This window comes from Methylobacterium sp. WL119, from assembly GCF_008039875.1.
Taxonomy (GTDB): Bacteria; Pseudomonadota; Alphaproteobacteria; order Rhizobiales; family Beijerinckiaceae; genus Methylobacterium.
In genome coordinates this window covers 1-23132 of sequence record NZ_VRUU01000061.1, presented here as the reverse complement: position 1 = coordinate 23132, position 23132 = coordinate 1, and the positions used below count along the sequence as shown (strand labels likewise).

Genomic DNA, 23132 nt, shown 5'->3' with positions numbered 1-23132 from the left:
GCCGTCGTCCGTCGGATGCGGGGGCCGGTGGAGGCTCGGTTGGGTTCGCGCGCCGGATCGGAAGGACCTATGGGGGGCGGAGCCGGTCGGGCGCGGACGTGCGGCGGGCTGAAAAAAACCGTTTGCGGCGACGACGCCGGCGGCGGTGAAACGGTTTGCGAAACGGTCGGTCGCGGCGAAACGATCGTGGGTCGGGGGCGGAGACCGTGTCCTCGCCCCGCGGAGGCTTCGTCAGGCCATCGCGTCGAAGGCTAAGCGGGCGGAGGCGGCGCCGAGGGCGTGCGCGTTGCCGTTGAGCCCGGCGCAGAGGTCGTCGATCTCGGCGACGTCGAGGGCCTCGCCGGTCTCGGCGGCGATGGCGTCGATGAGGTGATCCTGGCGGGGGTCGAACGGATGACCCTGCATCCGGTAGAACTGGTAATAGCGCAGGGCCGCCAGGACGGTGTCGCGCTCGCGGGCCGTGACCGTGAAGTTCTGCATGGGCTTTTGGCTCCCGTGTGGCTTCATCGAACGCCGGTACGTGCCGCGGCAACCGCACCAAGCTTGTCCATTGTACGCACAGCGCCGTGAGCGTCCATGTCTTGACACGGCGATCCTGCGTGATTCGGCCGAGAAAGTCCGATTGCGCGCAAGCGGATATTGAGTTTCCGAACGCAATTCCCGTGGTTTTTCAAACCTGTGCGGTCGCAGCCTGCGTTATTCTGCAGGTGTTCCTGCGCCATTGCATCGGATCACGATGTGAGAGTGGCGAGGAAGGCCGGCACCGTCTCGCTGGCCGGGCCGTAGCGGGCCTCGTCGAACGCGTTCGCGTTGTCGGAGGGCTCGGCGTTCAGCTCGCAGGTCGGGATGTTCCGCGCCTGCGCCAGCCGCACGTAGCCGGCCGCCGGGTAGACCGCCCCCGAGGTGCCGATCGCGACGAACAGGTCCGCCGCCGACAGCGCCGCCTGGATCGCGTCGAGATGGTGGGGCATCTCGCCGAACCACACCACGTCGGGCCGCGACGTGCCGACCGCCGAGCATAGCGGGCAGGCATCGGCGACGTCGAGGTCGCCGGGACAGGGAAAGGTGCCGGCGCAGGCGGTGCAGCGGCCCTTCAGCAGCTCGCCATGCATGTGGACGACGGCACGCGAGCCCGCCCGCTCGTGCAGGTCGTCGACGTTCTGGGTGCACAGGAACAGCCGCCCGCCGCGCTCCGCCAGCGCCGCCTCGGCCTGCGCGAGCGCGACGTGGGCCGGGTTCGGCGCGGCCGCGACCGCCCCGCGCCGGCGCAGGTTGTAGAAGTCCAGGACGGTGCCGGGGTCGGCCGCGAAGGCCTCGGGCGTCGCGAGCCGCATCGGATCGAACCGCGCCCACATCCCGCCGCGGTCGCGGAACGGGCCGAGCCCGCTCTCGGCCGAGACGCCGGCTCCGGTGAGGACGAAGACGGTCTTCGGAAAGGGCGCACGCAGGGGCATGGGCGCGAGCCTACACCCGCCCGGCGCCGACCGCCCATCGGAATTCGGCGCCGGGCAGGTCGAAGCTGCGGGCCGGCGCGGCGAGGCTCGGCGGAGGGGCCGGCGCGCCGTCCCGCCGGGCGATGCGGCCCGAGCCGATCAGCCGAGCTATACCGCGCCGATGCGCATCCTCGGCCGCCTTCTCCTCGGCTCCCTCGCCCTGCTCCTCGCGATCCCGAGCGGCGGCGCGATCCTGCTCATGGCGCTCGTGCTCGATCCGGTGGCGAGCGTCTGGCTGACGAAAGGCGCGCTCGCCGGGCTCGATGCCGGCCTGTCGGACCTCGCCGCCGGCCTGCCGCCGGATAGCTTCGCGTGGGTCCTCGCGGGGCTGGCGAAGGCGTCCTTCGTGCTGCTCGCGGTGCCGCCGGCCCTGGTGGCGCTGGTCGGCGAGACCCTGCGCTGGCGCGGCCTGCTCTGGTACGGCGCTGGGTGCGGCCTGATCACCGCCGCCCTGCCCTGGCTCGCGCGCGGGGCCGTGCACCCCGGCGGCACGGCGCTCGCGGCGGAGGCGCGGGTCACCGCGATCCTGTTCCTCGCCGGCGCCGGTGCCGGGCTCGTGTACTGGCTGATCGCCGGGCGAAGCGCCGGGCGGCCCCCGACGCGGGCGTGACGTTTCCGCGACACGGGCGCGCTTCGGGGCGGCCCGGCGGGATGCTTCGGATGCGTCGAACCGTCGAACCCCGGTCGGCCCGCGCAGGATCCCCCTGGCGGCGACGAGGGACGAACGATGATCGCACGCCGCCCGTGGACGACCCGGACCGCCCTCGCCCTGCTCGCGGCCCTCCTGCCCGGCGGCCCCGCCTGGGCCGGCTCGGCGGCGCAGCCGGGCCAGACCGTCGGCCTGCCGGCGGGGGCGCAACTGCCGGTCGGGTTCTATTTCGTGAACCTGTCGAGCTTCGGCGTCCGCGACACGCGGCCCCTGGACTCGGAATCGAACGTCAACCTGCCGACCTTCGCCTGGGCGACGCCGTGGACGATCGCCGACGCGCGGCTGCAGTTCTTCGTCACGCAGCCGGTGGTCGCCTCGAGCGGGCGCGGCGCGCCCTACCAGAGCGGCGTCGGGCAGCCGCTGCTCGCGGCGCAGCTCGCCTGGGACCTCGGAAACGACCTCGGGTTCAGCTACCTGTTCGGCGGCTACCTGCCGATCGAGACCCGCTTCCTGACGCAGTCGGCCTCGATCACCCAGCGCTTCGCGGTCAGCTACACCGGCAACGGCTGGAACCTGACCGCCAACCTGCTGCACGGGATCTTCATCGACGACCGCTCGCCCACGGGCACGCTCTACCCGGACTACCTCAACCTCGACCTCACCGCGACGAGGAAGCTCGGCCAGTGGCAGGTCGGCGCCGTGGCCTTCGGCTCGACCGACCTGCCGACCGGGGTCGGCAGCGACCGGCCCCAGGGGCAGATCGCGGTGGGCGGCCTCGTCGGCTACAATTTCGGCCCGGTGAACCTGCAGGCCTACCTCACGCGCGACGTGGTCGAGCGCAACTACGGCGGCCGGGAGACCCGCGGCTGGCTGCGCGCGATCGTGCCGCTCTACCAGGACAAGGGCGAGGTGGAGCCGAACCGCACGCTGGTGACGTGGCGCCAGGGCGAATGACCGGCGCCTGCCGGACGGTCGCGGCCGTGCTATCGGGAAGCGAATGAGATCGATCCGCGCCGCCCTCGCCGTTCTCCTCATGCTGGGCGGCCCCGCCCTCCCGCAGGGCTCGGGGCCGCCGATCCCCTCCGACGACGCACGGATGCTGCCGGTGCAGGCCGCGCACGGCATGGTCGCGAGCCAGGAGGCGCGGGCGACGCGGATCGGCGTCGACATCCTCAAGCGCGGCGGCAACGCGGTCGACGCCGCGGTCGCGGTCGGCTTCGCGCTGGCGGTGACCCTGCCGCAGGCGGGCAACCTCGGCGGCGGCGGCTTCATGCTGGTGCACCTGGCGGACCGGCACGAGACCGTGGCGATCGACTACCGCGAGACCGCGCCGCAGGCCGCCACCGCCGACATGTTCCTGGCGCCCGGCGGCGAGCCGGACCGCGCCGCCTCGCGGCGCAGCGGCAAGGCCGTCGGCGTGCCGGGCACGGTGCGGGGCCTGGCGGAGGCGCACCGCCTCTACGGATCGGGAAAGCTGTCCCTCGCCGAGCTGATCGCGCCGGCCGAGGCCCTGGCCCGCGCCGGCATCCCGGTCACCGGCGGCCTCGCCGATTCCCTGCCGCGGTCGGCCGGCCTCCTCGGGCGCTGGCCCTCGACCCGCCGGATCTTCTTCCGCGGCGACGTCCCCCTGCCCCGCGGCGACAGCCTCGTGCAGGCGGACCTCGCCGACACGCTGCGCGCCGTCGCCGAGGGTGGCCCGGACGCGTTCTATGCCGGCCCGATCGCCGGGCGGATCGCGGCGGCGGTGCGCGCGGCCGGCGGCCCGATGACGGAGGCCGATCTCGCCGCCTACCGGCCGGTGGTCCGCCAGCCCGTGCGCGGGACCTATCGCGGCTACGAGGTGGTCTCGATGCCGCCGCCCTCGTCCGGCGGCGTCCACCTGATCGAGATCCTGAACATCCTCGAGGGCTTCGACCTCGCCGCGATGGGTGCGGGCAGCGCCGCCGCGATCCACACCCTGGCCGAGGCGATGAAGCCGGCTTACGCCGACCGGGCGACCTGGCTCGGCGACCCGGACCGGGTCCGCGTGCCGGTGCAGGGCCTCACCGCCAAATCCTACGCGGCGCGGCTGCGGCGGGCGATCGACCCAGAGGGGGCACGGCCCGCCGACAGCATCGCGGCCGGCGACCCGTTGCCGCCCGAGCCCGACCAGACCACGCACTTCTCGGTGGTCGATGCCGCGGGCAACGCGGTGGCCAACACCTACACCCTGAACTTCTCCTACGGGATCGGGCTGGTGGCCGAGGGCACCGGCGTGCTGCTCAACAACGAGATGGACGACTTCTCCGCCAAGGCCGGCACCCCGAACGCCTACGGGCTCGTCGGCGGCGACGCCAACGCGGTGGCGCCGGGCGCCCGGCCGCTCTCCTCGATGACGCCGACCTTCTTGTTCCGGGACGGGCAGCTCTACCTCGTCACCGGCAGCCCCGGCGGCAGCCGCATCATCACCACCGTGCTCGACGTGATCGTCAACCTGATCGACTTCCGCATGAACCTCGCCGAGGCCGTCGACGCGCCGCGCATCCACCACCAGTGGAAGCCCGACGTGCTGCGGGTCGAGCAGGGCCTGTCGCCCGACACCCTTGCCCTCCTGCGGGGGCGGGGGCACGACGTCAGGGTCGGGTCGAGTTCGGGCTCGGCCAACTCGATCCTGCGCAGCGGCGGCCTGCTCTCGGGCGCCGCTGACCCGCGCCAGCGCGACACGCTCGCCGAAGGGTATTGAGGTGGGGCCGGGGACAACCTCAAGCGTCACGCCCGATGCGCCCTTGGCCCTGGCCGCACCCCCGCGCTAAAGGACGAGCGTAACAGAAGGTCCCGATGCTCGCCGTCCGCTCCCTCGCGTTCAATCTCTGCTTCTACGCCGCCACGACGCTGATCGCGTTCGGCGGGTTGCCGACGCTGGTCTCGGGGCGGGCGGTGATGCGGCTGGCGCGGTTCTGGGGGCGGGTGACGCTGTGGCTGCTGCGCGTGGTCGCCGGCACGCGGGTGGAGTTCCGCGGGCTGGAGAACATCCCGTCCGGCGCGATGCTGGTCGGGGCCAAGCACCAGTCGGCGCTCGAGACCCTGGCCCTGTGCACGGTGTTTCCCGAATTCGCCTACGTGCTGAAGCGCGAGCTGCTGTTCATCCCGCTGATCGGCTGGTTCCTGTCGCGCAGCGGCATGGTGGCGATCGACCGGTCGAAGGGCGCGCGCGCCATGAGCCTGATGAACGCGGCCGCCGCCGACGCGATCGCGCAGGGGCGCCAGCTCATCGTCTTCCCCGAGGGCACCCGGACGGCGCCCGGCGCGGCCCCGGCCTACAAGCAGGGCCTGTCCCACCTCTACGCCGCGCTCTCCGTGCCGTGCCTGCCGGTGGCGCTGAACACCGGGCTGTACTGGCCGCGCCGCAGCTTCGTCCGCCGCCCGGGCACCACGGTGATCGAGTTCCTGCCGCCGATCCCGCCCGGGCTGGCACGCGCCGCCTTCCTCGACCTCGTCGAGGACCGCATCGAGACCGCCTCGAAGGCCCTGCTCGCGGCCGGCCTCGCCGACCTCGGGCAGGCCGCCCGCACGGTCCCGGAGCCGCGCCGCGAAACCTCGCGTCCAGCCTGACCCGCGCGCCCGATTCGTGCGCGCGGAGAACCGTCGGGACGTTGCGAATCGGCCTGCGAATTCCCATTTCCTTCGAACGAGACGAATCGCTTGACGGGCGCGCGATGCCCGATCTAGGTTGGAACAAATGGCGAACAAGAGAGCCTTGTCCTGGTCGGCCGCCCTGCGCGACCTGAAGGACGAGCGGACACGGAGACAGGACGTGCGGGAAGAGCGCTTGAGGACCACCGCGGGCCTTCGCGGCACCCCCGCCCTGGCGCTCAGCGCCTGGCGCGGACGTTCCGGCCGGCGCTACGTCGTCGGCGTCCACGACCTCAGCGCGCCCGAGCTCGACGAGATGGGCGAGGCGGTGGTGATCGCGGTCCGCCGCGATCCCGCCGGCATCGCCGAGCTGGTCGCGGTGTCGGCCTCCGGCGAGAGCCCCCGCGAGCGCCTGCACCGGACCTGGCTCGCCCGCGCCCGGAAGGGCGGCGCGACCGAGATGCACGTGCATCGGCTCGCCGAGGACGAGGCCGAGCGCAAGGCCATCGTCGACGATCTTTCGATGGAGAGCGCGGACCCGGCGCACGCCTGATATCCCTCCGCTCGATCAGGGCGGTCGGCATATCCGGCAGGCCCGCGCGGGATCGAAAGTCGAATCCGCCGGTCCGGCGAGGTGATGCGGATTTGGATCACGCCGCCCACGCCCCAGTTTCGCCCCGAGCCTCCCCTCATGCCTTGTGCGGCATGGACGATCGCGGATGAACCCGCGACGGGGCGAGAGCGCGGAGCGAACGATGCAGGATCCGGTACGGCAAGATCCTTCGGGGCAAGCCCCGGCCGAGCCCGCCGCGATCCCGCCCAAGGCGCCGCGTTCCCGGCGCGGCCTGTTCCTCCCCTACATCCTGCTGCTGACGCTGGTGCTGCTGTGGTCGGCGGGCTGGGTCTACCTCCGCGGCCGCGCCGCCACCGAGATGGACGGCTGGGTCGCCCGCGAGGCCGCGGCCGGACGGACCTGGACCTGCGCCGACCGGTCGATCACCGGCTATCCGTTCCGGATCGAGCTGCGCTGCGCCTCGGTCAGCCTCGCGCGTGCCGATGGCCGCTTCCGGCTGGGTCCGCTGACCGCGGTGACGCAGGTCTACCAACCCCGGCACGTGCTGATGCTCGCCGAGGGCCCGTTTCACGTGGAACAGGGCGACCTCGTCGGCGACGCGACCTGGACGATGCTGGAAGGCAGCTTCCACGGCGCGTCGGACGGGTTCGTGCGCGCCTCGCTCGTGGTCGACGGGCCTTCGGTGACGGTCGCCGGCGCGGCGCCCGATCCGATCGCCGTCTCCGCCCGCCACCTCGAGCTGCATGCGCGGCCGACGCCGGGACGATTCGATTCGGACGGCGCGGTCGACCTCAGCCTGCGCCTGTCGCAGGCCCTGGCGCCGATGGCGGATGCGCTGATCGGCAACGCCGATCCCGCCGACCTCACCCTCGACGCCACGGTCAACCGGGCGGCGATGCTCGGCACCGGCACGGTGGCGCGCGAGCTCGAACGCTGGCGCCAGGCCGACGGCAGCCTCGACGTCGCCGGGCTGTCGCTGGCCAAGGGTGCGCGCCGCCTGCAGGCCAAGGGCAATCTCGGGATCGACCAGGATCATCGCGTCGAGGGCCAGCTGGACCTGCGGGCCGCCGGGGTCGAGGCGCTGGTCGCGTCGGTCGTCGGGCAGCGCTTCGGCGCCGATCGCGGCGCGCTCATCGGCAACCTCGTCGGCGGACTGCTCGGGCTTAGGCGCCAGCCCGAGGGCGAGCCGGGGGGCGACGTGCCGCTCAAGCCGCTGCCGCCGCTGCGCCTCGCCGACGGCCGGATGATGTTCGGGCCGATCGCGATCCCGAACGTGCGGCTGCAGCCGTTGTACTGATCCGGCCGTGCCGGTCCCCGGGCGTCGAGGGTGGAGCAGACTGCGCCGCCCGGACCCTGCCGGCCATACGCAAAACAGCGTATATGCTGCAACGCAACCGAGCCCCTAGCGTGCGCTCCACGATCCGCGGCCGTTCCATGAGCCGCCGGACGCGAGATGCGAGGCGTGAGGCACGATGGCTGACGGGGATCACGATCTGGATCGGGGCATGGACCGCGGCTTGCGCTCGCCCCTGCGGCGCAAGCTGCTGATGGGGCTGGCGGCCGCGCCCGCCCTTTCGCTCCTGCCGCGCACCGCGTTCGCGGCGGGGCCTGCCACCTCGGCGGTCAGCACCACCGGCCTCGCCGTCACCGACACCGAGGTGACCTGCGGCATCCTCCACTCGATCACCGGCACCATGGCGATCTCGGAGACCGGCGCCCAGCAGGCCGAGAAGCTCGCCATCGCGCAGATCAACGAGGCCGGCGGCATCCTCGGCCGCAAGATCAAGATCATCCAGGAGGACGGCGCCTCCGACTGGCCGACCTTCGCCGAGAAGGCCAAGAAGCTCCTCGTCAACGACAAGTGCGCGGCGGTGATGGGCTGCTGGACCTCGGCCTCGCGCAAGGCGGTGCTGCCGGTGTTCGAGCAGTACAACGGCCTCCTGTACTACCCGACCTTCTACGAGGGCCTGGAGCAGTCCAAGAACGTGTTCTACACCGGCCAGGAGGCGACGCAGCAGATCCTCGCCGGCCTCGACTGGGTGCACAAGGAGAAGGGCGGCGACACGTTCTTCTTCGTCGGCTCGGACTACATCTGGCCGCGCACCTCGAACAAGATCGCCCGCAAGCACGTCGAGAACGTGCTCAAGGGCAAGGTCGTCGGCGAGGAATACTTCCCGCTCGGTCACACGCAGTTCAACTCGGTGATCAACAAGATCAAGCTCACCAAGCCGAAGGTCATCTTCACCGACGTGGTCGGCGGCTCGAACGTGGCGTTCTACAAGCAGCTCAAGGCGTCCGGCATCGACCTCTCGAAGCAGGTGCTGCTGACGATCTCGGTCACCGAGGACGAGATCGACGGCATCGGCGGCGACAACATCGCCGGCGCGTACTCGTGCATGAAGTACTTCCAGTCGATCGAGAACGAGAACAACAAGAAGTTCGTCGCCGACTTCAAGAAGATGTGGGGCGAGAAGACCGTCATCGGCGACGTCACCCAGGCCGCCTATCTCGGGCCCTACCTGTGGAAGATGGCCTGCGAGAAGGCCGGCTCGTTCGACGTCGACAAGGTCGTCGCCGCCTCGCCCGATCTCGAGTTCAAGGGCGCCCCCGAGGGCTACGTCCGGATCGACCCGAACCACCACCTGTGGTCGAAGACCCGGGTCGGCAAGGCCAAGACCGACGGCCAGTTCGAGATCGTCTACACCAGCCCCGAGTTGATCAAGCCCGACCCGTTCCCGAAGGGCTACCAGTAGGCCGCATGCGCGCGCCGCCGATGCGGCGCGCAATTTGCAGACGGCCTTTCGACGATCCCCCATTCCCCGCATAATCCTGAGGCGCCCGCGACGGCGGGCCTCGAAGGAGGGCTCCAAGGATCGCCGAGCGCGCCGGAGGGCTCCCTCGAGGCCTCCGCTTCGCTCCGGCACCTCAGGATGAGGTGGGCGGGTGGGAGACGGCGATCGCGCAAGGCGGCGGGCCACGGCCCTCCGGCATTCCCGACGGCTCGGAGCGCACGGATGTTCGGTGACTATTCCCTCGGCGATCTCGGCGCGATCTTCGCGATGCAGGGCTTCGCCGGCCTGATCCTGTTCTCGGTCTACGTGCTGATGGCGCTCGGGCTGGCGATCATCTTCGGGCAGATGGGCGTGATCAACATGGCGCACGGGGAGTTCATGATCCTCGGCGCGTACATGACCTACCTGTGCTCGGCCTTCTTCCAGACCTACCTGCCGGCGCTGTTCCCGGCATACTTCTTCCTGGCGATGATCCTCGCCTTCTGCGCCTCCGGGGCGCTGGGAATGCTGGTGGAGTGGGCGCTGATCCGCCACCTCTACAAGCGCCCGCTCGACACGCTGCTCGCCACCTGGGGCCTGTCGCTGATCCTGCAGCAGGCCTACCGCTCGATCTTCGGCGCGCGCGAGGTCGGCGTCGAGCTGCCGAGCTGGCTGATCGGCTCGGTGCAGGTCACCGATTCGATCGAGATCCCGATCAACGGCCTGTTCGTGATGGCGGTCACCACGCTGATCACGGTCGGCGTCGCGCTGCTGATCTACCGCTCGCGCTTCGGCCAGCAGGTCCGCGCGGTGATGGCCAACCGCCCGATGGCGGGCGCCGTCGGCATCGATACCGAGAAGATCGACCGCTACACGTTCGGCCTCGGCTGCGGCATCGCGGGCGTGGCCGGCTCGGCCTTCACGATGATCGGCTCGACCGGGCCGACCTCGGGCCAGCTCTACATCGTCGACACCTTCCTGATCGTGGTCTTCGGCGGGGCGGCCTCCCTGCTCGGCACCATCGCCTCGGCGTTCTCGATCTCCCAGACCCAGTCGACGCTGGAGTTCTTCCTCTCCGGGTCGATGGCCAAGGTGCTCACCCTGCTCGCGGTGGTCGGCATCCTGATGCTGCGGCCGCAGGGCCTGTTCACCCTCAAGGTCCGGCGCTGAGGATTTCGACGATGAAGAACCCCGTCCAGACCCTGACGAAGTCCGTCACCGTGAACGACAACCCGTTCATGAAGCCGATCGAGTGGCTGAGCCTCGCTGTGCTGGCTTTGGTGCTGCTCGTCGTGCTGCCGAGCCTGCTCGACGCCTTCCGGCTCAACCTGGTTGGCAAGTACCTCACCTACGCCTTCGTCGCCCTCGGCCTCGTCATCTGCTGGGGCTATGCCGGCATCCTGTCGCTCGGCCAGGGCTGCTTCTTCGGCCTCGGCGGCTACTGCATGGCGATGTACCTGAAGCTCGAGGCGTCCAGCGTCGAGAACACGAAGATCCAGTCGACACCGGGCATCCCCGACTTCATGGACTGGAACCAGATCACGGCGCTGCCGTGGTTCTGGAAGCCGTTCCAGAGCCTGCCGCTGACCTTGATCCTCGTCGTCGCGGTGCCGGTGCTGTTCGCCTTCGTGATCTCGGCGGCGTTGTTCAAGCGCCGGGTCGGGGGCACCTACTTCGCCATCATCACCCAGGCGATCGCCGCGATCCTGACGATCCTGATCGTCGGGCAGCAGGGCTACACCGGCGGCATCAACGGCATCACCGACCTGCGCACGCTGCACGGCTGGGACATCCGCACCGACGGCGCCCACACCATCCTCTACTTCGTCAACGGCGGCCTGCTGATCGGCTGCATCCTGATCGCGCAGTTCGTGAAGAAGTCGAAGCTCGGGCGCATACTGGTCGCGATGCGGGACAAGGAGGACCGGGTGCGGTTCTCCGGCTACTCGGTCGCCGGGTTCAAGGTCTTCGCCTTCTGCCTCGCCGCCGCCTTCGCGGCGATCGGCGGCGCGATGTTCACCCTCCAGGTCGGGTTCATGTCGCCGTCCTTCGTCGGCATCGTGCCCTCGATCGAGATGGTGATCTACGCCGCCGTCGGCGGGCGGATGTCGCTGTTCGGCGCGGTCTGGGGCACGCTGCTCGTCAACTGGGCCAAGACCAGCTTCTCGGAATCCTTCCCCGACCTGTGGCTGTTCGGCCTCGGCGCGCTGTTCATCGCCGTGGTGCTGGCCTTCCCGAACGGTCTCGCCGGCATCTGGCGCGAGCACGTCGAGCCGCGCCTGACGCGCCGGGTGAAGGGTCTGCGCGCCCCGCCCCCCGCGATCGTCCCCCACGGCGCACCGGCCGAGTGAGAACAGCATGAACGCCGCGATCCTCCCGGGCTCCGTCATCGGCGCCAACCCGAACGCCCCCGAATACCTGCTGGCGGTCGACGCGCTCACCGTCTCCTTCGACGGGTTCAAGGCGGTCAACGACGTCTCGTTCTACGTCGACCCCAACGAGATCCGGGTGATCATCGGCCCGAACGGCGCCGGCAAGACCACGGTGCTCGACCTGATCTGCGGGCGCACGCGCGCCAGCGCCGGGTCGATCAAGTACAAGGGCCAGGAGCTGACCAAGCTCACCGAGAGCGCGATCGTCCAGGCCGGCGTCGGGCGCAAGTTCCAGACCCCGTCGATCTACGACGACCTGACCGTGTTCGAGAACCTGGAGATCTCGTTCCCGCGCGGGCGCTCGGTGTTCGGGGCCCTGACCTTCAAGCGCGACGCGCAGGTCCGTGAGCGCATCCACGAGATCGCCGAGACGATCTTCCTGAAGGACCAGCTGCTGGAGCGGGCCGAGTTCCTCAGCCACGGCCAGAAGCAGTGGCTCGAGATCGGCATGCTGCTGATCCAGGACCCGGAGCTGCTGATGCTCGACGAGCCGGTGGCCGGGATGAGCGTCGGCGAGCGCATCAAGACCGCCGAGCTGCTGAACCAGATCATCGTCGGCCGCTCGGTGCTGGTGATCGAGCACGACATGAAGTTCGTCGAGGACATCGCCCACCGGGTCACCGTGCTGCACCAGGGCAAGGTCCTGTCGGAGGGCTCGATGGAGCGGGTCAAGAACGATCCGAAGGTCATCGAAGTGTATCTGGGACACTGAGCATCATGCTGCAGACCGCGCATCCCCCCCTGGCCAAGGCCCCTCCGCTCACCACGCTCCCCTCGGCCGCGCCGATCTTAAGCGTCGAGGACCTGCACGCCGCCTACGGCCAGAGCGAGGTGCTGCACGGGCTGAACTTCCAGGTCGCGCCCGGCGAGATCGTCGCGGTGATGGGCCGCAACGGCATGGGCAAGACCACGCTGATGAAGACCCTGATGGGGATCGTGCCGGTGAAGGCCGGCTCGATCCGCGTCGACGGCACCGAGATCGGCGCCCTCAAGAGCCACGCCCGGGTCGCCAAGGGCCTCGCCTACGTGCCGCAGGGCCGGATAATCTTCTCGACCATGACGGTGCAAGAGAACATCGAGACCGGGCTCACCGTCACCGGCGCCCGCAAGGTGCCGCAGGACCTCTACGAGATGTTCCCGGTGCTGCTCGAGATGAAGGGACGGCGCGGCGGCAATCTGTCGGGCGGCCAGCAGCAGCAGCTCGCCATCGCCCGCGCGCTCGCGAGCAAGCCGAAGGTGCTGCTCCTCGACGAGCCGACCGAGGGCATCCAGCCGTCGATCATTCGCGAGATGGGCCGGACCCTGAAGAAGATCCGCGACGCGCGCGGCCTGTCGATCGTCGTCTCCGAGCAGGTCCTGAGCTTCGCCCTCGACGTCGCTGACCGGGTGCTCGTCATGGAGAACGGCGAGATCGTGCACGAATCGCTGCGCGCCGACATCGACGAGGCCCAGGTCGCCCGCTTCCTCTCGGTCTGAACGAGGACATCATGGCCGATTACGAGATCTTCGAGCTCGGCGACCACGTTCTCCAATGCGGCAAGACGCTGCGCGACGCCAAGCTCGCGTTCAAGGCCTTCGGCACGCTGAACGCGGCGCGCGACAACGCCATCGTTTACCCGACCTGGTATTCCGGCCAGCACACCGAGAACGAGTGGCTGATCGGGCCGGGCAAGGCGCTCGACCCCGAGAAGTACTTCATCATCATCCCGAACATGTTCGGCAACGGGCTCTCGTCCTCGCCGAGCAACACGCCGGCCCCCTGGAACGGGCCGCGCTTCCCCAACGTCACCGCCTACGACAACGTCCGCGCGCAGCACCGGCTCGTCACCGAGCATTTCGGCATCGATAAGCTGGTGCTGGTGACCGGGTGGTCGATGGGAGCGCTCCAGACCTACCATTGGGGCGCGCTCTATCCCGACATGGTCCCGCGCATCCTGCCGTTTCAGGGCTCGGCCAAGTGCTCGCGGCACAACTTCGTCTTCCTCGAAGGCGCCAAGGCCGCGCTCCAGGCCGACGCCGCCTTCGCCGAGGGCTGGTACGCGAGCCCGCCGAACAAGGGGCTGCGCGCCTTCGGCCGGGTCTATGCCGGCTGGGGCCTGTCGCAGACCTTCTACCGGATCGAGGCCGACAAGACCCACATGGGCTACGCCTCCCTCGAGGACTTCCTCGTCGGGTTCTGGGAGGGGCTGTTCTACACGCGCGACGCCAACGACCTGCTCGCGATGCTGTGGACCTGGCAGAACGGCGACATCGGCGCCAACGACACCTTCCACGGGGACACTAAGGCGGCGCTTCGCGCGATCACCGCCAAGGCGATCCTGATGCCGGCCTCGACCGACCTGTACTTCCCGCCCGAGGACAACCGCATCGAGGCGGAGTCGATGCCGAACGCGGAGCTGCGCGTCATCGACACCTGGTGGGGCCACTTCGCCGGCGGCCCCGGCACCAGCCCCGACGACATCAAGACCCTCGACGACGCGCTCAAAGAGCTGCTCGCGAGCTGAACGGTTTCGGCCGGTGCGCCGGCCGGGCGGGGATGCGCCAAGCCCCGGATTTTCGAACAACAGGGAGCACAGTCGAGACATGCCCGAGACGCTGATCAAGGTCGACCTGACGCAATCGGCCTACGACAACGACATGGTGCACAACCGCTGGCACCCGGACATCCCGATGGTCGCGACGGTGAAGCCCGGCGACGACTTCATCGTCGAGACCTACGACTGGACCGGCGGCTTCATCAAGAACAACGATTCCGCCGACGACGTCCGCGACATCGACCTGTCGATCGTCCACTTCCTCTCCGGCCCGATCGGCGTCGAGGGCGCCGAGCCCGGCGACCTGCTCGTGGTCGACCTCCTCGACATCGGCGCCAAGCCCGAGAGCCAGTGGGGCTTCAACGGCTTCTTCTCGAAAAACAACGGCGGCGGCTTCCTCGACGAGCACTTCCCCCAGGCGCAGAAGTCGATCTGGGACTTCGAGGGCATGTTCACCAAGTCGCGCCACATCCCCGGCGTGCGCTTCCCCGGCCTGATCCACCCGGGGCTGATCGGCTGCCTGCCCGACCCGAAGATGCTGGAGACCTGGAACACCCGCGAGAAGGCGCTGTTCGACACCGACCCGAACCGCGTGCCGGCGCTGGCCACCCTGCCCTTCGCGCCGACCGCCCACATGGGCCGGCTCAAGGGCGAGGCGAAGGACAAGGCGGCGGCCGCCGGCGCCCGCACGGTGCCGGGGCGCGAGCACGGCGGCAATTGCGACATCAAGGACCTGTCGCGCGGCTCGAAGATCTACTTCCCGGTCTACGTGCCCGGCGCCGGCCTCTCGATGGGCGACCTGCACTTCAGCCAGGGCGACGGCGAGATCACCTTCTGCGGCGCGATCGAGATGGCGGGCTGGGTCCACCTCAAGGTCAGCCTGATCAAGGACGGCATGGCCAAGTACGGGATCAAGAACCCGATCTTCAAGCCGTCGCCGATCACCCCGAAGTTCGACGACCACCTGATCTTCGAGGGCGTCTCGGTCGACGAGCACGGCAAGCAGCACTACCTCGACGTGACGGTGGCCTACCGCCAGGCCTGCCTCAACGCGATCGAGTACCTCAAGAAGTTCGGCTACTCGGGCGCGCAGGCCTACTCGATCCTCGGCACCGCGCCGGTCCAGGGCCACATCTCCGGCGTCGTCGACATCCCGAACGCCTGCGCGACCTTGTGGATTCCGACCAAGATCTTCGAGTTCGACATCAATCCCACTGCTGCCGGGCCGACGAAGTTCCTCGACGGCTCGATCCAGATGCCGCTCTCGCCGGATCTGTAGTCTTCGGGTCTGCCGCGCCTTCCGGGCGGCAGACCGCGTGCACCCTGCCTGAAAGCGCTCGAATGCCCGTCTACGATTACGCTTGCGAGGCCTGCGGGCCGTTCACGGTGCTGCGCCCGATGGCGCAGTTCAGGGACCCGCACGACTGTCCCGATTGCGGGGCGGCGTGCGGGCGCGCCTTCCTCACCGCGCCGAACCTCGCCTCCATGGATGCGGGCCGGCGCAAGGCCTTCGCCACCAACGAGCGCAGCGCGCACGCGCCCCGCAAGTCGTCCGCGCACGGGGCCGGCTGCGGCTGCTGCAGCGGGACCAAGGCGAAGTCCAACCCCACGGCCGCCAAGAGCTTTCCGAACGCGCGGCCGTGGATGATCAGCCACTAGGCTGCAGCTCACCCTCCCCCTCTCGCGGGGGAGGCAAGAACCCAAGCCAGGAGGAACCCACGCCATGATGCACGGAGACATCTCGTCCAGCGCCGACAGCGTCGGCGTCGCGGTGGTGAACTACAAGATGCCCCGCCTCCACACCAAGGCCGAGGTCTTGGAGAACGCGAGCAAGATCGGCGACATGATCGTCGGGATGAAGGCCGGCCTGCCGGGCCTCGACCTGGTGATCTTCCCCGAATACTCGACCCACGGGATCATGTACGACGCGGGCGAGATGTACGAGACCGCCTCCACCGTGCCGGGGGCGGAGACCGAGATCTTCGCCGCCGCCTGCCGGAAGGCCAAGGTCTGGGGCGTGTTCTCGCTCACCGGCGAGCGCCACGAGGAGCACCCGAACAAGGCGCCCTACAACACGCTCATCCTGATGAACGACCAGGGCGAGATCGTGCAGAAGTACCGCAAGATCATGCCCTGGACGCCGATCGAGGGCTGGTACCCGGGCGACCGCACCTACGTCTCGGAGGGGCCGAAGGGCCTGATGATCAGCCTGATCATCTGCGACGACGGCAACTATCCCGAGATCTGGCGCGACTGCGCGATGCGCGGGGCCGAGCTCATCATCCGCTGCCAGGGCTACATGTACCCGGCCAAGGAGCAGCAGATCCTGATGTCGAAGGCGATGGCCTTCGCCAACAACACCTACGTGGCGGTGGCCAACGCGGCCGGCTTCGACGGGGTCTACAGCTACTTCGGCCACTCCGCGATCGTCGGCTTCGACGGGCGCACCCTCGGCGAGTGCGGCGAGGAGGAGATGGGCATCCAGTACGCGGCGCTGTCGAAGTTCCTGATCCGCGACTTCCGTGCGCACGGGCAGTCGGAGAACCACCTCTTCAAGCTGCTGCACCGCGGCTACACCGGGATGATCAACTCGAAGGAGAACCGGCACGGGCTGTCGGAATGCCCCTACGACTTCTACCGCCGCTGGATCGAGGACCCCGACGCCACCCGCGACGCGGTGCGCGCCATCACCCGGCAGGGCGTCGGCACCGAGGAATGCCCGATCGACGGCATCCCCTTCGTCGGCAAGGGCGAGGGTCCGCCGGACCCGCGCTGAGACGCGGCCCACCGCGCGGTTCCGCCGGCCCGGGAGGCCGGGCGGGGCCGCGCGGGTGACAGGACGTCGTCCCTATCGGAACGGCCCATCGCCCGACACGTTGACCGGCGCTTGCCTAGCGCACATCAGGTCGGAACAGGGGCGGATCGGGAAGATCATGAACGGTGAGTCGAAGCCGGCCGGTGCGGGCGGTCAGGACAGCGAGCCGGGAGCGCCCATGGTCAGCGCGGAGTTCCGGCGCTTCGCCGACGACGTTCCGCTGATGATGTGGCGCTCGGACCATCTCGGCCACGCGATCCATCACAACGAATGCTGGCTCCAGTTCACCGGGCGGCCGCTGGAGGAGGAGCTCGGCGCCGGCTGGCGCACGGGGCTCCACCCGGACGACTTCGAGCGCCACGCGCGCATCGTCTCGGCCGCGTTCACGGCGCGGGAGCCGTTCACCGTGGAGTTCCGCCTGCGGCGCCACGACGGGGCCTATCGCTGGCTGCTCGACACCGCCCGGCCGCTGACCGAGGACGGCGAGTTCCGCGGCTATCTCGGCTCGTGCTTCGACATCACCGACCGCAAGCATGCCGAGGTGCATATCGAGGAGGCGCTGCAGGAGAAGGAGACACTGCTCGCCGAGGTCTACCACCGGGTCCGCAACAACCTCCAGGTGATGGTCAGCCTGATCGGGCTCTACGGCCGCGCGGCGCCCGAGCCCTGCCGCGGCAGCTTCGAGGCGCTGGGCCAGCGGGTGCGGGCGATCGCGCTGGTGCAGCAGCACCTGCACGAGGCGCCGCACATCGCCTCGATCGACCTGCGCGACTACCTGCACCGGCTCGCCTCCGGCCTCGGCCAGCTGCGTCGGGCCGGCCGCATCGGCGTCCATCTCGGCGGCGCCGGCACCAGCTTGGTCGAGCCGCGCACCGCCAACGCTCTCGGCATGATCGTCGCCGAGATCGTCGCCGAATGCCTCGATGCCACCGCCGAGAGCGTCGCCTGCGCGATCGCCATCGACATCGACGCGGCCCCCGGTGCACCGGTGCGTCTCTCGATCGTCTCCGGCGCCGGCGACCAGGCGGAGTCGGGTCGGCCGAACATCCCGAAGCTGGGGCCGCGGCTGATCGCGGCCTACGCCGCCCAGGCCGAGATCGCGGTCACCGGCGTCGCGACCGCCGAGGATCCGCTGCGGCTGCAGCTGCCGGAGGCGCGGGTCGAGGACCCGGCCTGAGCGGGCGTCGCGATTCGCATCGGCCGGGGCGGCGACCTATATCCGGGATATCCCGCGCCCCCCGACACGAAACCGGCCGAGCATGCTGCCTCCGATCGAGACCATCGTCGAGAACTTCGAATTCATCGACGACTGGGAAGAACGCTACCGCTACCTGATCGAGCTCGGCCGCACCCTGCCGCCGGCCGACCCGGCCCTGCATGCCGAGTCGAACAAGGTGCTCGGCTGCGCCAGCCAGGTCTGGATCGACCTGAACGTCGACGCCTCGGGCGACGTGCCGCGCCTGCACCTGCGCGGCGACAGCGACGCCCACATCGTGCGCGGCCTCGTCGCGCTGATGGTGGCGCTGTTCAACGGCAAGACCCCGCGCGAGGCGGCCGACACCGACGCCTTCGCGCTCTACACCAAGCTCGGCCTCGGCGAGCACCTGACGCCGCAGCGCTCGAACGGGGTCCGCGCCATGGCGGACCGCATCCATCGCGACGCGGTCCGCCTCGCCGCCTGAGCGCGCGGGGCTTACGCCCGGTCCCGCCACAGCCGCATCCGGGCGTGGTCGGGCCCGACCGCCTCGCGCTGCAGGCCGTAATGCTCGGCGAGGCGCCCGAGGGCGATCTTCGCCACCACCTTGGCGGAGCGCGCCGGCCAGCGGCGCTCCTCCTCGATCCGCTCGAGCCCCTTCACGTGGCCGCACAGGTCGATCAGCAGGCCCGACAGGTCGTGGCCGACCGCGGCCATCGCCCGCTCCACCCGGGCACGGGCCGCCATCATCGCATCCGAGGCGCCGGCGGCGTCGCGCGGGCCGGAACCGTCGACGCGGATCGCGCTCCAGTCGATGCCCATTCGTGGCATCATCAGGCCCGTGGTGATGTCGCGGCGCAGACGCTCGCCGGCCTCGAACGAGGCCCGGTCGAGGAGGGGCGCCCCGTCCCGGCCGCGCCGCCGCACCATCCAGGCGATCGGACTCTCGGCGGCGTCGCGCAGGCGTCGCTCCGCCCCCTCGCCCTCCACCACGAGGTCGAGATGCTGGCCGCGGAACGCTTCGCCGGCCGGGGCGTCGCCGCGCCTGAGGCGGGCACGGCCGGCCGGCGCCAGCAGGATGCGGCCGCGCGGACCCGGCTCGCGGTGGGCGAGGTCCGCGGCCAGCAGGCGCTCGCCCGACGCCGCGGGAAAGCGCCCGCCGCCGAGCGAGACGCCGCCGCCGCACCGCACGATCAGCATCGCATCCTCGACCGGGTCCGGGAAGGCGTAGGCGCCCTCGGGCGCGAGCGCCGCGAGCAGCCGCTCGCCGGCGCGCCCGAGCGCGGCCTCCGCGCGCGGCACGGCCACGGGGCGGGCGGTCCGGGCCTGAGGAGTTTTGTTCATGTTTTGTTCCCAACGCGAACGATCTTCGTCACGGCGAAGGAAACAGGAGAGTCTTGAAAATCGTCCTAGATCAAGACTTGACGGCCCGCGCGCTGTGGAGCGTCACGCAGCTCACGCCGTGGGTTGGGTCGGCGGATGCTTCAGCACCTCGGCGATCTCGTCCTCGGACTTGCCGCGAACGTCGTAGCCCATCGCGGCGAGCCGCTCGACCAGCCCGTCGCTGTCGGCCGCGGACCGGGCGGCCCACTCCGCCAGGACGTCGTTCGCCTTGTCGAGGTCGTCGGTGGGGATCTTGGGATCGCTCATCGGAACAGACCGCTCACGGGACAGGACTGAGGCAGTGCAAGGTTCGTTCCTCTGGCAGCGCGAGCGAAGCCGGGTGCGCCCCGGCTTCGCCTCCGGCCGCCTCAGGCGGCTTCGTCGTAGTTGCCGTTGCGGGTCTGGCCGAGGCCGATCGCCTTGGCGAGGTCTGAGCGGGCCTTGGCGTAGTTCGGTGCGACCATCGGGTAATCCGGCGGCAGGCCCCACTTGGCGCGGTACTGCTCGGGGCTCATGTCGTACTTGGCGCGCAGGTGGCGCTTGAGCGACTTGAAGGTCCGGCCGTCCTCCAGGCAGATGATGTGGTCCGCGGTGACGGACTTCTTCACCGGCACGGCCGGCGTCAGCGGACCGGCGGGGGCGGCCGCCTCGACCTGCCCGCCCGCGACCTGCACCAGCGAAGCGTGGACGCGGCCGATCAGCTGCGCCAGCTCGCCCGGGGGGACCGGATTGTTGCTGACGTAAGCCGACACGATGTCGGCGGCGAGTTCCACGTAATCGACCGTGGTGTCTGTGTCGTTCATGTTCGGCGATGTCCCCTGGACGCTGAGGCAGTCGACGCGTCCCGAGCGGCGCGGACCATCGGCCCCGACGTCTCGTGGTGCGATGCGGGCATTCCCGCAACAATGGTCGTCCTGCCCGCAAGTGCTGAGTGAAATGCGGCGACCCCTTTCGCCACGACATCTCAATAGGATATTTGCAGATCGGCCGCAAGTTGCTCGACGGCAGCTTGGATACGCAACGTCAACTATCCGGAAGAATATTTCAGCTTGCCGACATCGCTGAAACAGATGCCTACTCAAGGGCGAAGTGCTGGCGGCGAGTTTCGCTACCTCTGATTGCGCCTCCCTCGGCGGACGCCACGCCGCCGCCCGCCACCGAGAGCCTCGCGGCGAAAGCTGTCAAGCCAAGTCCTCGCCAAGTCCTCGTCCGCATCAAGCCCTCGTCCTCGCCAAGCCCTCGTCCTGGTCAAACCCTGGCGCGGCCGCGCTCGGCCCGGGCACCCCGTCCGCGCGATGCCCCGCCCGGCCAACACCATCCGATCGCGAGCGTTTCGACGCCGGGTCTTGTCCGGGAACGGGCCGCACGGCACATGCGCAGGCTCGAAGATTCTCCACGGGAAATTTCAGATGGCGTTCGAAACGGCTCACGTCCCGCCCGCATCCGACGCACCGAAGGCGCCGCGCCGGCCGCACAGCTACGTCGTCCATGGCCGCACCATCACCGATGACTACGCCTGGTTGAAGGCCGAGAACTGGCAGGATGTCCTCAAGGACCCGGCAGCCCTGCCCGCGGACATCGCGGACTACTTGAAGTCCGAGAACGACTACGCGCAGGTTGCGCTCGCCGACGCGGCGCCGCTGCGCAGGACCCTGGTCGCCGAGATGCGCGGCCGCATCCGCGAGGACGACAGCGGCGTGCCGACCCCGGATGGGCCGTTCGCCTATTACAACCGCCACCGCGACGGCGGCCAGCACCCGCTGATCTGTCGCCGGCCGACCGGTTCCGTCGACGACGCGGGGGCTGAAGAGATTCTGATCGACGGCGACGAGGAGGGCGCGGGCCAGGCGTTCTTCGAGATCGCCGGGGCCGCCCATTCCGACGACCACGCCCGCCTGGCCTGGGGCGCAGACACCAAGGGCTCGGAGCTCCACACCATCCGCGTACGCGACCTCGCCACCGGGACCGACGCGCCGGACCGGGTCGAGGCGACCTCCGGCGAGGCGGTGTGGTCGGCCGACGGCATGGGCTTCTGGTACGTGGCGGTCGACGCCAACCACCGGCCGGCACGGGTGATGTACCACCGCCTCGGCGCGGACCAGGCCGACGACCTCCCGGTCTACACCGAGCGCGATTCCGGGTTCTTCGTCCATATCGGGGCGACGCAGTCGGGCGGCTACCTCACCATCACCGCGAGCGACCACGAGACCTCGGAGGTCCACCTCCTGGACCGCGCCGCGCCGGACGGGCGCCTGCGCGTGGTGCAGCCGCGCGAGCCGCTGCTGATCTACTCGGTCGAGCATCGCGGGACGGATCTCTACATCCTCACCAACGCCGACGGCGCCGAGGACTTCAAGATCGTCACCGCCCCGGTGGCCGACCCGGGCCGGGCGCACTGGACCGACCTCGTGCCGCACCGCGCCGGCACCATGATCCGCCACCTGCACGTGCTCGCGGCGCATCTGGTCCGCCTCGAGGTGGAGAACGCCCGCCCGCGGATCATCGTGCGCGACCTCGCGACCCGCGAGGAGCATGCGGTGGCGTTCGCCGAGGAGGCCTACTCGCTCGGCCTCCAGCCCGGCTACGCGTTCGAGACGGCGACGATCCGGTTCGCCTACTCGTCCATGACGACGCCGACGGAGACCTGGGACTACGATTGCGCCACCCGCGCCCGGCTCCTGCGCAAGCGCCAGACCATCCCGAGCGGGCACGCGCCGGAGGATTACGTCACCCGGCGCCTGTTCGCGACCGCCGCCGACGGCGAGCAGGTCCCGATCTCGCTGCTGCACCGGCGCGACCTCGTCCTCGACGGGTCGGCGCCGCTGCTGCTCTACGGCTACGGCGCCTACGGCACGCTGATGCCGGCGGCGTTCCGCACCAACCTGCTGAGCCTGGTCGACCGCGGCTTCGTCTACGCCATCGCCCACATCCGCGGCGGCACCGAGAAGGGCTGGCGCTGGTACCTCGACGGCAAGCGCGAAAAGAAGCCCAACACCTTCTCAGACTTCGTCGCCTGCGCCCGGGCGCTGATCGCCGCGAACTACACGTCGGAGAAGCGGATCGTCGCGCATGGCGGCAGCGCCGGCGGCATGCTGATGGGGGCGGTGGCCAACCTCGCCCCCGAGCTGTTCGCCGGCATCGTCGCCGACGTGCCCTTCGTCGACGTGCTCAACACCATGCTCGACGCCGAGCTGCCGCTGACCCCGCCGGAATGGCCGGAATGGGGAAACCCCGCCGAGAGCGAGGCGGCGTTCCGGACGATCCTGTCGTACTCGCCCTACGACAACGTCGCGGCCAAGGCCTATCCGGCGATCCTGGCGCTCGGCGGCCTCACCGATCCGCGCGTGACCTACTGGGAGCCCGCGAAATGGGTGGCGCGCCTGCGCGCGACCATGACCGGCGGCGGCCCGGTCTTGCTGCGCACCAACATGGAGGCCGGCCACGGCGGCGCCGCCGGCCGCTTCGACCGCCTCGAAGAGGTGGCGCTGATCTACGGCTTCGCGCTGGCGGCGGTGGGGAAGGCTTGAGGGGACGCGGGGTGGCGCCGCCGAGATAGGAACACGCCCTCCCCCTACTGCGGCGGAGGACCCGCATCACGGCTGGGCGGGCGGCGGGCGGATGTCGAGCGGGCGCTCGGCCGGCGGCGGTTCGGCGGTCTCGGCGCGGGCGCGGCG

At 70.2% G+C, this 23132-nt stretch carries 23 protein-coding genes; 18 read left to right on the top strand and 5 right to left on the bottom strand.

Translation table 11 applies throughout. The features are described from left to right. Window positions 1-231: 231 nt before the first annotated feature. Window positions 232-480, bottom strand: a complete 249-nt coding sequence (locus FV227_RS19405; RefSeq protein WP_147843828.1) for a hypothetical protein — start codon at window positions 478-480, stop codon at window positions 232-234. A 251-nt stretch (window positions 481-731) separates the two neighbouring features. Further along, window positions 732-1454, bottom strand: a complete 723-nt coding sequence (locus tag FV227_RS19400) for an NAD-dependent deacylase (protein WP_147859713.1) — start codon at window positions 1452-1454, stop codon at window positions 732-734. A 160-nt stretch (window positions 1455-1614) separates the two neighbouring features. Between FV227_RS19400 and FV227_RS19395 the strand changes: the two genes are divergently transcribed. The 17 genes from FV227_RS19395 (at window position 1615) to FV227_RS19310 (ending at window position 18562) form a co-directional block, all read left to right on the top strand. Next, a complete protein-coding gene (locus FV227_RS19395) occupies window positions 1615-2103 on the top strand; it encodes a hypothetical protein (RefSeq protein WP_147859712.1) in 489 nt (162 codons plus the stop codon). Between the two features lie 117 nt (window positions 2104-2220). Further along, window positions 2221-3096, top strand: coding sequence for a transporter (locus FV227_RS19390; RefSeq protein ID WP_147729815.1), 876 nt, complete (start codon window positions 2221-2223; stop codon window positions 3094-3096). A gap of 79 nt (window positions 3097-3175) precedes the next feature. Next, window positions 3176-4864 carry a gamma-glutamyltransferase gene (gene ggt, locus FV227_RS19385; RefSeq protein WP_246686609.1) on the top strand — a complete coding sequence of 563 codons (1689 nt, stop codon included), beginning with the start codon at window positions 3176-3178 and terminating at the stop codon, window positions 4862-4864. Between the two features lie 95 nt (window positions 4865-4959). Continuing rightward, the gene (locus tag FV227_RS19380; protein ID WP_147729236.1) at window positions 4960-5733 is read left to right on the top strand and encodes a lysophospholipid acyltransferase family protein; all 774 of its coding nucleotides are present in this window, start codon (window positions 4960-4962) and stop codon (window positions 5731-5733) included. A 127-nt stretch (window positions 5734-5860) separates the two neighbouring features. Then, on the top strand, window positions 5861-6307 hold the full coding sequence (locus FV227_RS19375) for a hypothetical protein (protein ID WP_147729237.1): 447 nt from the start codon (window positions 5861-5863) through the stop codon (window positions 6305-6307). Window positions 6308-6509: 202 nt separating this feature from the next. Continuing rightward, window positions 6510-7625, top strand: a complete 1116-nt coding sequence (locus tag FV227_RS19370; RefSeq protein ID WP_147842651.1) for a DUF2125 domain-containing protein — start codon at window positions 6510-6512, stop codon at window positions 7623-7625. A 208-nt stretch (window positions 7626-7833) separates the two neighbouring features. Continuing rightward, the gene (gene urtA / locus FV227_RS19365; protein ID WP_147726958.1) at window positions 7834-9081 is read left to right on the top strand and encodes an urea ABC transporter substrate-binding protein; all 1248 of its coding nucleotides are present in this window, start codon (window positions 7834-7836) and stop codon (window positions 9079-9081) included. A gap of 261 nt (window positions 9082-9342) precedes the next feature. Next, entirely contained in the window at window positions 9343-10269 is a 927-nt protein-coding gene (gene urtB, locus FV227_RS19355) for an urea ABC transporter permease subunit UrtB (protein ID WP_147726957.1), read from the top strand. Between the two features lie 11 nt (window positions 10270-10280). Then, a complete protein-coding gene (gene urtC / locus FV227_RS19350) occupies window positions 10281-11450 on the top strand; it encodes an urea ABC transporter permease subunit UrtC (RefSeq protein WP_147859710.1) in 1170 nt (389 codons plus the stop codon). Window positions 11451-11457: 7 nt separating this feature from the next. After that, window positions 11458-12243: an urea ABC transporter ATP-binding protein UrtD gene (gene urtD, locus FV227_RS19345; RefSeq protein ID WP_147726955.1), complete on the top strand. Its 786-nt coding sequence runs from the start codon at window positions 11458-11460 to the stop codon at window positions 12241-12243. A 74-nt stretch (window positions 12244-12317) separates the two neighbouring features. Next, entirely contained in the window at window positions 12318-13007 is a 690-nt protein-coding gene (urtE, locus tag FV227_RS19340; protein WP_187274877.1) for an urea ABC transporter ATP-binding subunit UrtE, read from the top strand. An 11-nt stretch (window positions 13008-13018) separates the two neighbouring features. Beyond that, on the top strand, window positions 13019-14035 hold the full coding sequence (locus tag FV227_RS19335; RefSeq protein ID WP_147859709.1) for an alpha/beta fold hydrolase: 1017 nt from the start codon (window positions 13019-13021) through the stop codon (window positions 14033-14035). Between the two features lie 79 nt (window positions 14036-14114). Next, window positions 14115-15344, top strand: a complete 1230-nt coding sequence (fmdA, locus tag FV227_RS19330) for a formamidase (protein WP_147726952.1) — start codon at window positions 14115-14117, stop codon at window positions 15342-15344. A gap of 62 nt (window positions 15345-15406) precedes the next feature. Continuing rightward, complete coding sequence (locus FV227_RS19325) at window positions 15407-15724, top strand: zinc ribbon domain-containing protein (protein WP_147726951.1); 318 nt, start codon at window positions 15407-15409, stop codon at window positions 15722-15724. Window positions 15725-15788: 64 nt separating this feature from the next. Next, entirely contained in the window at window positions 15789-16841 is a 1053-nt protein-coding gene (locus tag FV227_RS19320; protein WP_147842655.1) for an aliphatic amidase, read from the top strand. 217 nt (window positions 16842-17058) lie between these two features. Beyond that, window positions 17059-18057 (top strand): PAS domain S-box protein, encoded by a 999-nt coding sequence (locus tag FV227_RS19315; protein WP_243932837.1) that lies wholly within the window; start codon window positions 17059-17061, stop codon window positions 18055-18057. Between the two features lie 82 nt (window positions 18058-18139). Continuing rightward, complete coding sequence (locus FV227_RS19310; protein WP_147726948.1) at window positions 18140-18562, top strand: SufE family protein; 423 nt, start codon at window positions 18140-18142, stop codon at window positions 18560-18562. 11 nt (window positions 18563-18573) lie between these two features. Here the strand turns inward: FV227_RS19310 and FV227_RS19305 are convergent, their stop codons facing one another. From FV227_RS19305 to FV227_RS19295, 3 genes are all read right to left on the bottom strand, one after another. After that, window positions 18574-19419, bottom strand: a complete 846-nt coding sequence (locus FV227_RS19305) for a DUF6456 domain-containing protein (protein WP_243932714.1) — start codon at window positions 19417-19419, stop codon at window positions 18574-18576. A 111-nt stretch (window positions 19420-19530) separates the two neighbouring features. Further along, entirely contained in the window at window positions 19531-19725 is a 195-nt protein-coding gene (locus tag FV227_RS19300) for a hypothetical protein (RefSeq protein ID WP_147729092.1), read from the bottom strand. A gap of 101 nt (window positions 19726-19826) precedes the next feature. Beyond that, window positions 19827-20261 (bottom strand): MucR family transcriptional regulator, encoded by a 435-nt coding sequence (locus FV227_RS19295; protein WP_147729091.1) that lies wholly within the window; start codon window positions 20259-20261, stop codon window positions 19827-19829. A gap of 606 nt (window positions 20262-20867) precedes the next feature. Between FV227_RS19295 and FV227_RS19290 the strand changes: the two genes are divergently transcribed. Next, window positions 20868-22985, top strand: coding sequence for a S9 family peptidase (locus tag FV227_RS19290; protein WP_147859708.1), 2118 nt, complete (start codon window positions 20868-20870; stop codon window positions 22983-22985). Window positions 22986-23132 lie beyond the last annotated feature (147 nt).

What these genes read in the sequence shown, in the direction of transcription:
- FV227_RS19325 (WP_147726951.1), top strand. Translation starts at nt 15,407, where the DNA reads ATGCCCGTCTACGATTACGCTTGCGAGGCCTGCGGGCCGTTCACGGTG.
- FV227_RS19320 (WP_147842655.1), top strand. Translation starts at nt 15,789, where the DNA reads ATGATGCACGGAGACATCTCGTCCAGCGCCGACAGCGTCGGCGTCGCG.
- FV227_RS19395 (WP_147859712.1), top strand. Translation starts at nt 1,615, where the DNA reads ATGCGCATCCTCGGCCGCCTTCTCCTCGGCTCCCTCGCCCTGCTCCTC.
- urtB (WP_147726957.1), top strand. Translation starts at nt 9,343, where the DNA reads ATGTTCGGTGACTATTCCCTCGGCGATCTCGGCGCGATCTTCGCGATG.
- fmdA (WP_147726952.1), top strand. Translation starts at nt 14,115, where the DNA reads ATGCCCGAGACGCTGATCAAGGTCGACCTGACGCAATCGGCCTACGAC.
- FV227_RS19290 (WP_147859708.1), top strand. Translation starts at nt 20,868, where the DNA reads ATGGCGTTCGAAACGGCTCACGTCCCGCCCGCATCCGACGCACCGAAG.
- FV227_RS19315 (WP_243932837.1), top strand. Translation starts at nt 17,059, where the DNA reads ATGGTCAGCGCGGAGTTCCGGCGCTTCGCCGACGACGTTCCGCTGATG.
- FV227_RS19370 (WP_147842651.1), top strand. Translation starts at nt 6,510, where the DNA reads ATGCAGGATCCGGTACGGCAAGATCCTTCGGGGCAAGCCCCGGCCGAG.
- FV227_RS19400 (WP_147859713.1), bottom strand. Translation starts at nt 1,454, where the DNA reads ATGCCCCTGCGTGCGCCCTTTCCGAAGACCGTCTTCGTCCTCACCGGA.
- FV227_RS19295 (WP_147729091.1), bottom strand. Translation starts at nt 20,261, where the DNA reads ATGAACGACACAGACACCACGGTCGATTACGTGGAACTCGCCGCCGAC.
- FV227_RS19390 (WP_147729815.1), top strand. Translation starts at nt 2,221, where the DNA reads ATGATCGCACGCCGCCCGTGGACGACCCGGACCGCCCTCGCCCTGCTC.
- FV227_RS19380 (WP_147729236.1), top strand. Translation starts at nt 4,960, where the DNA reads ATGCTCGCCGTCCGCTCCCTCGCGTTCAATCTCTGCTTCTACGCCGCC.
- FV227_RS19300 (WP_147729092.1), bottom strand. Translation starts at nt 19,725, where the DNA reads ATGAGCGATCCCAAGATCCCCACCGACGACCTCGACAAGGCGAACGAC.
- urtA (WP_147726958.1), top strand. Translation starts at nt 7,834, where the DNA reads ATGGACCGCGGCTTGCGCTCGCCCCTGCGGCGCAAGCTGCTGATGGGG.
- FV227_RS19405 (WP_147843828.1), bottom strand. Translation starts at nt 480, where the DNA reads ATGCAGAACTTCACGGTCACGGCCCGCGAGCGCGACACCGTCCTGGCG.
- FV227_RS19305 (WP_243932714.1), bottom strand. Translation starts at nt 19,419, where the DNA reads ATGAACAAAACTCCTCAGGCCCGGACCGCCCGCCCCGTGGCCGTGCCG.
- urtC (WP_147859710.1), top strand. Translation starts at nt 10,281, where the DNA reads ATGAAGAACCCCGTCCAGACCCTGACGAAGTCCGTCACCGTGAACGAC.
- urtD (WP_147726955.1), top strand. Translation starts at nt 11,458, where the DNA reads ATGAACGCCGCGATCCTCCCGGGCTCCGTCATCGGCGCCAACCCGAAC.
- ggt (WP_246686609.1), top strand. Translation starts at nt 3,176, where the DNA reads ATGCTGGGCGGCCCCGCCCTCCCGCAGGGCTCGGGGCCGCCGATCCCC.
- FV227_RS19335 (WP_147859709.1), top strand. Translation starts at nt 13,019, where the DNA reads ATGGCCGATTACGAGATCTTCGAGCTCGGCGACCACGTTCTCCAATGC.
- FV227_RS19375 (WP_147729237.1), top strand. Translation starts at nt 5,861, where the DNA reads ATGGCGAACAAGAGAGCCTTGTCCTGGTCGGCCGCCCTGCGCGACCTG.
- FV227_RS19310 (WP_147726948.1), top strand. Translation starts at nt 18,140, where the DNA reads ATGCTGCCTCCGATCGAGACCATCGTCGAGAACTTCGAATTCATCGAC.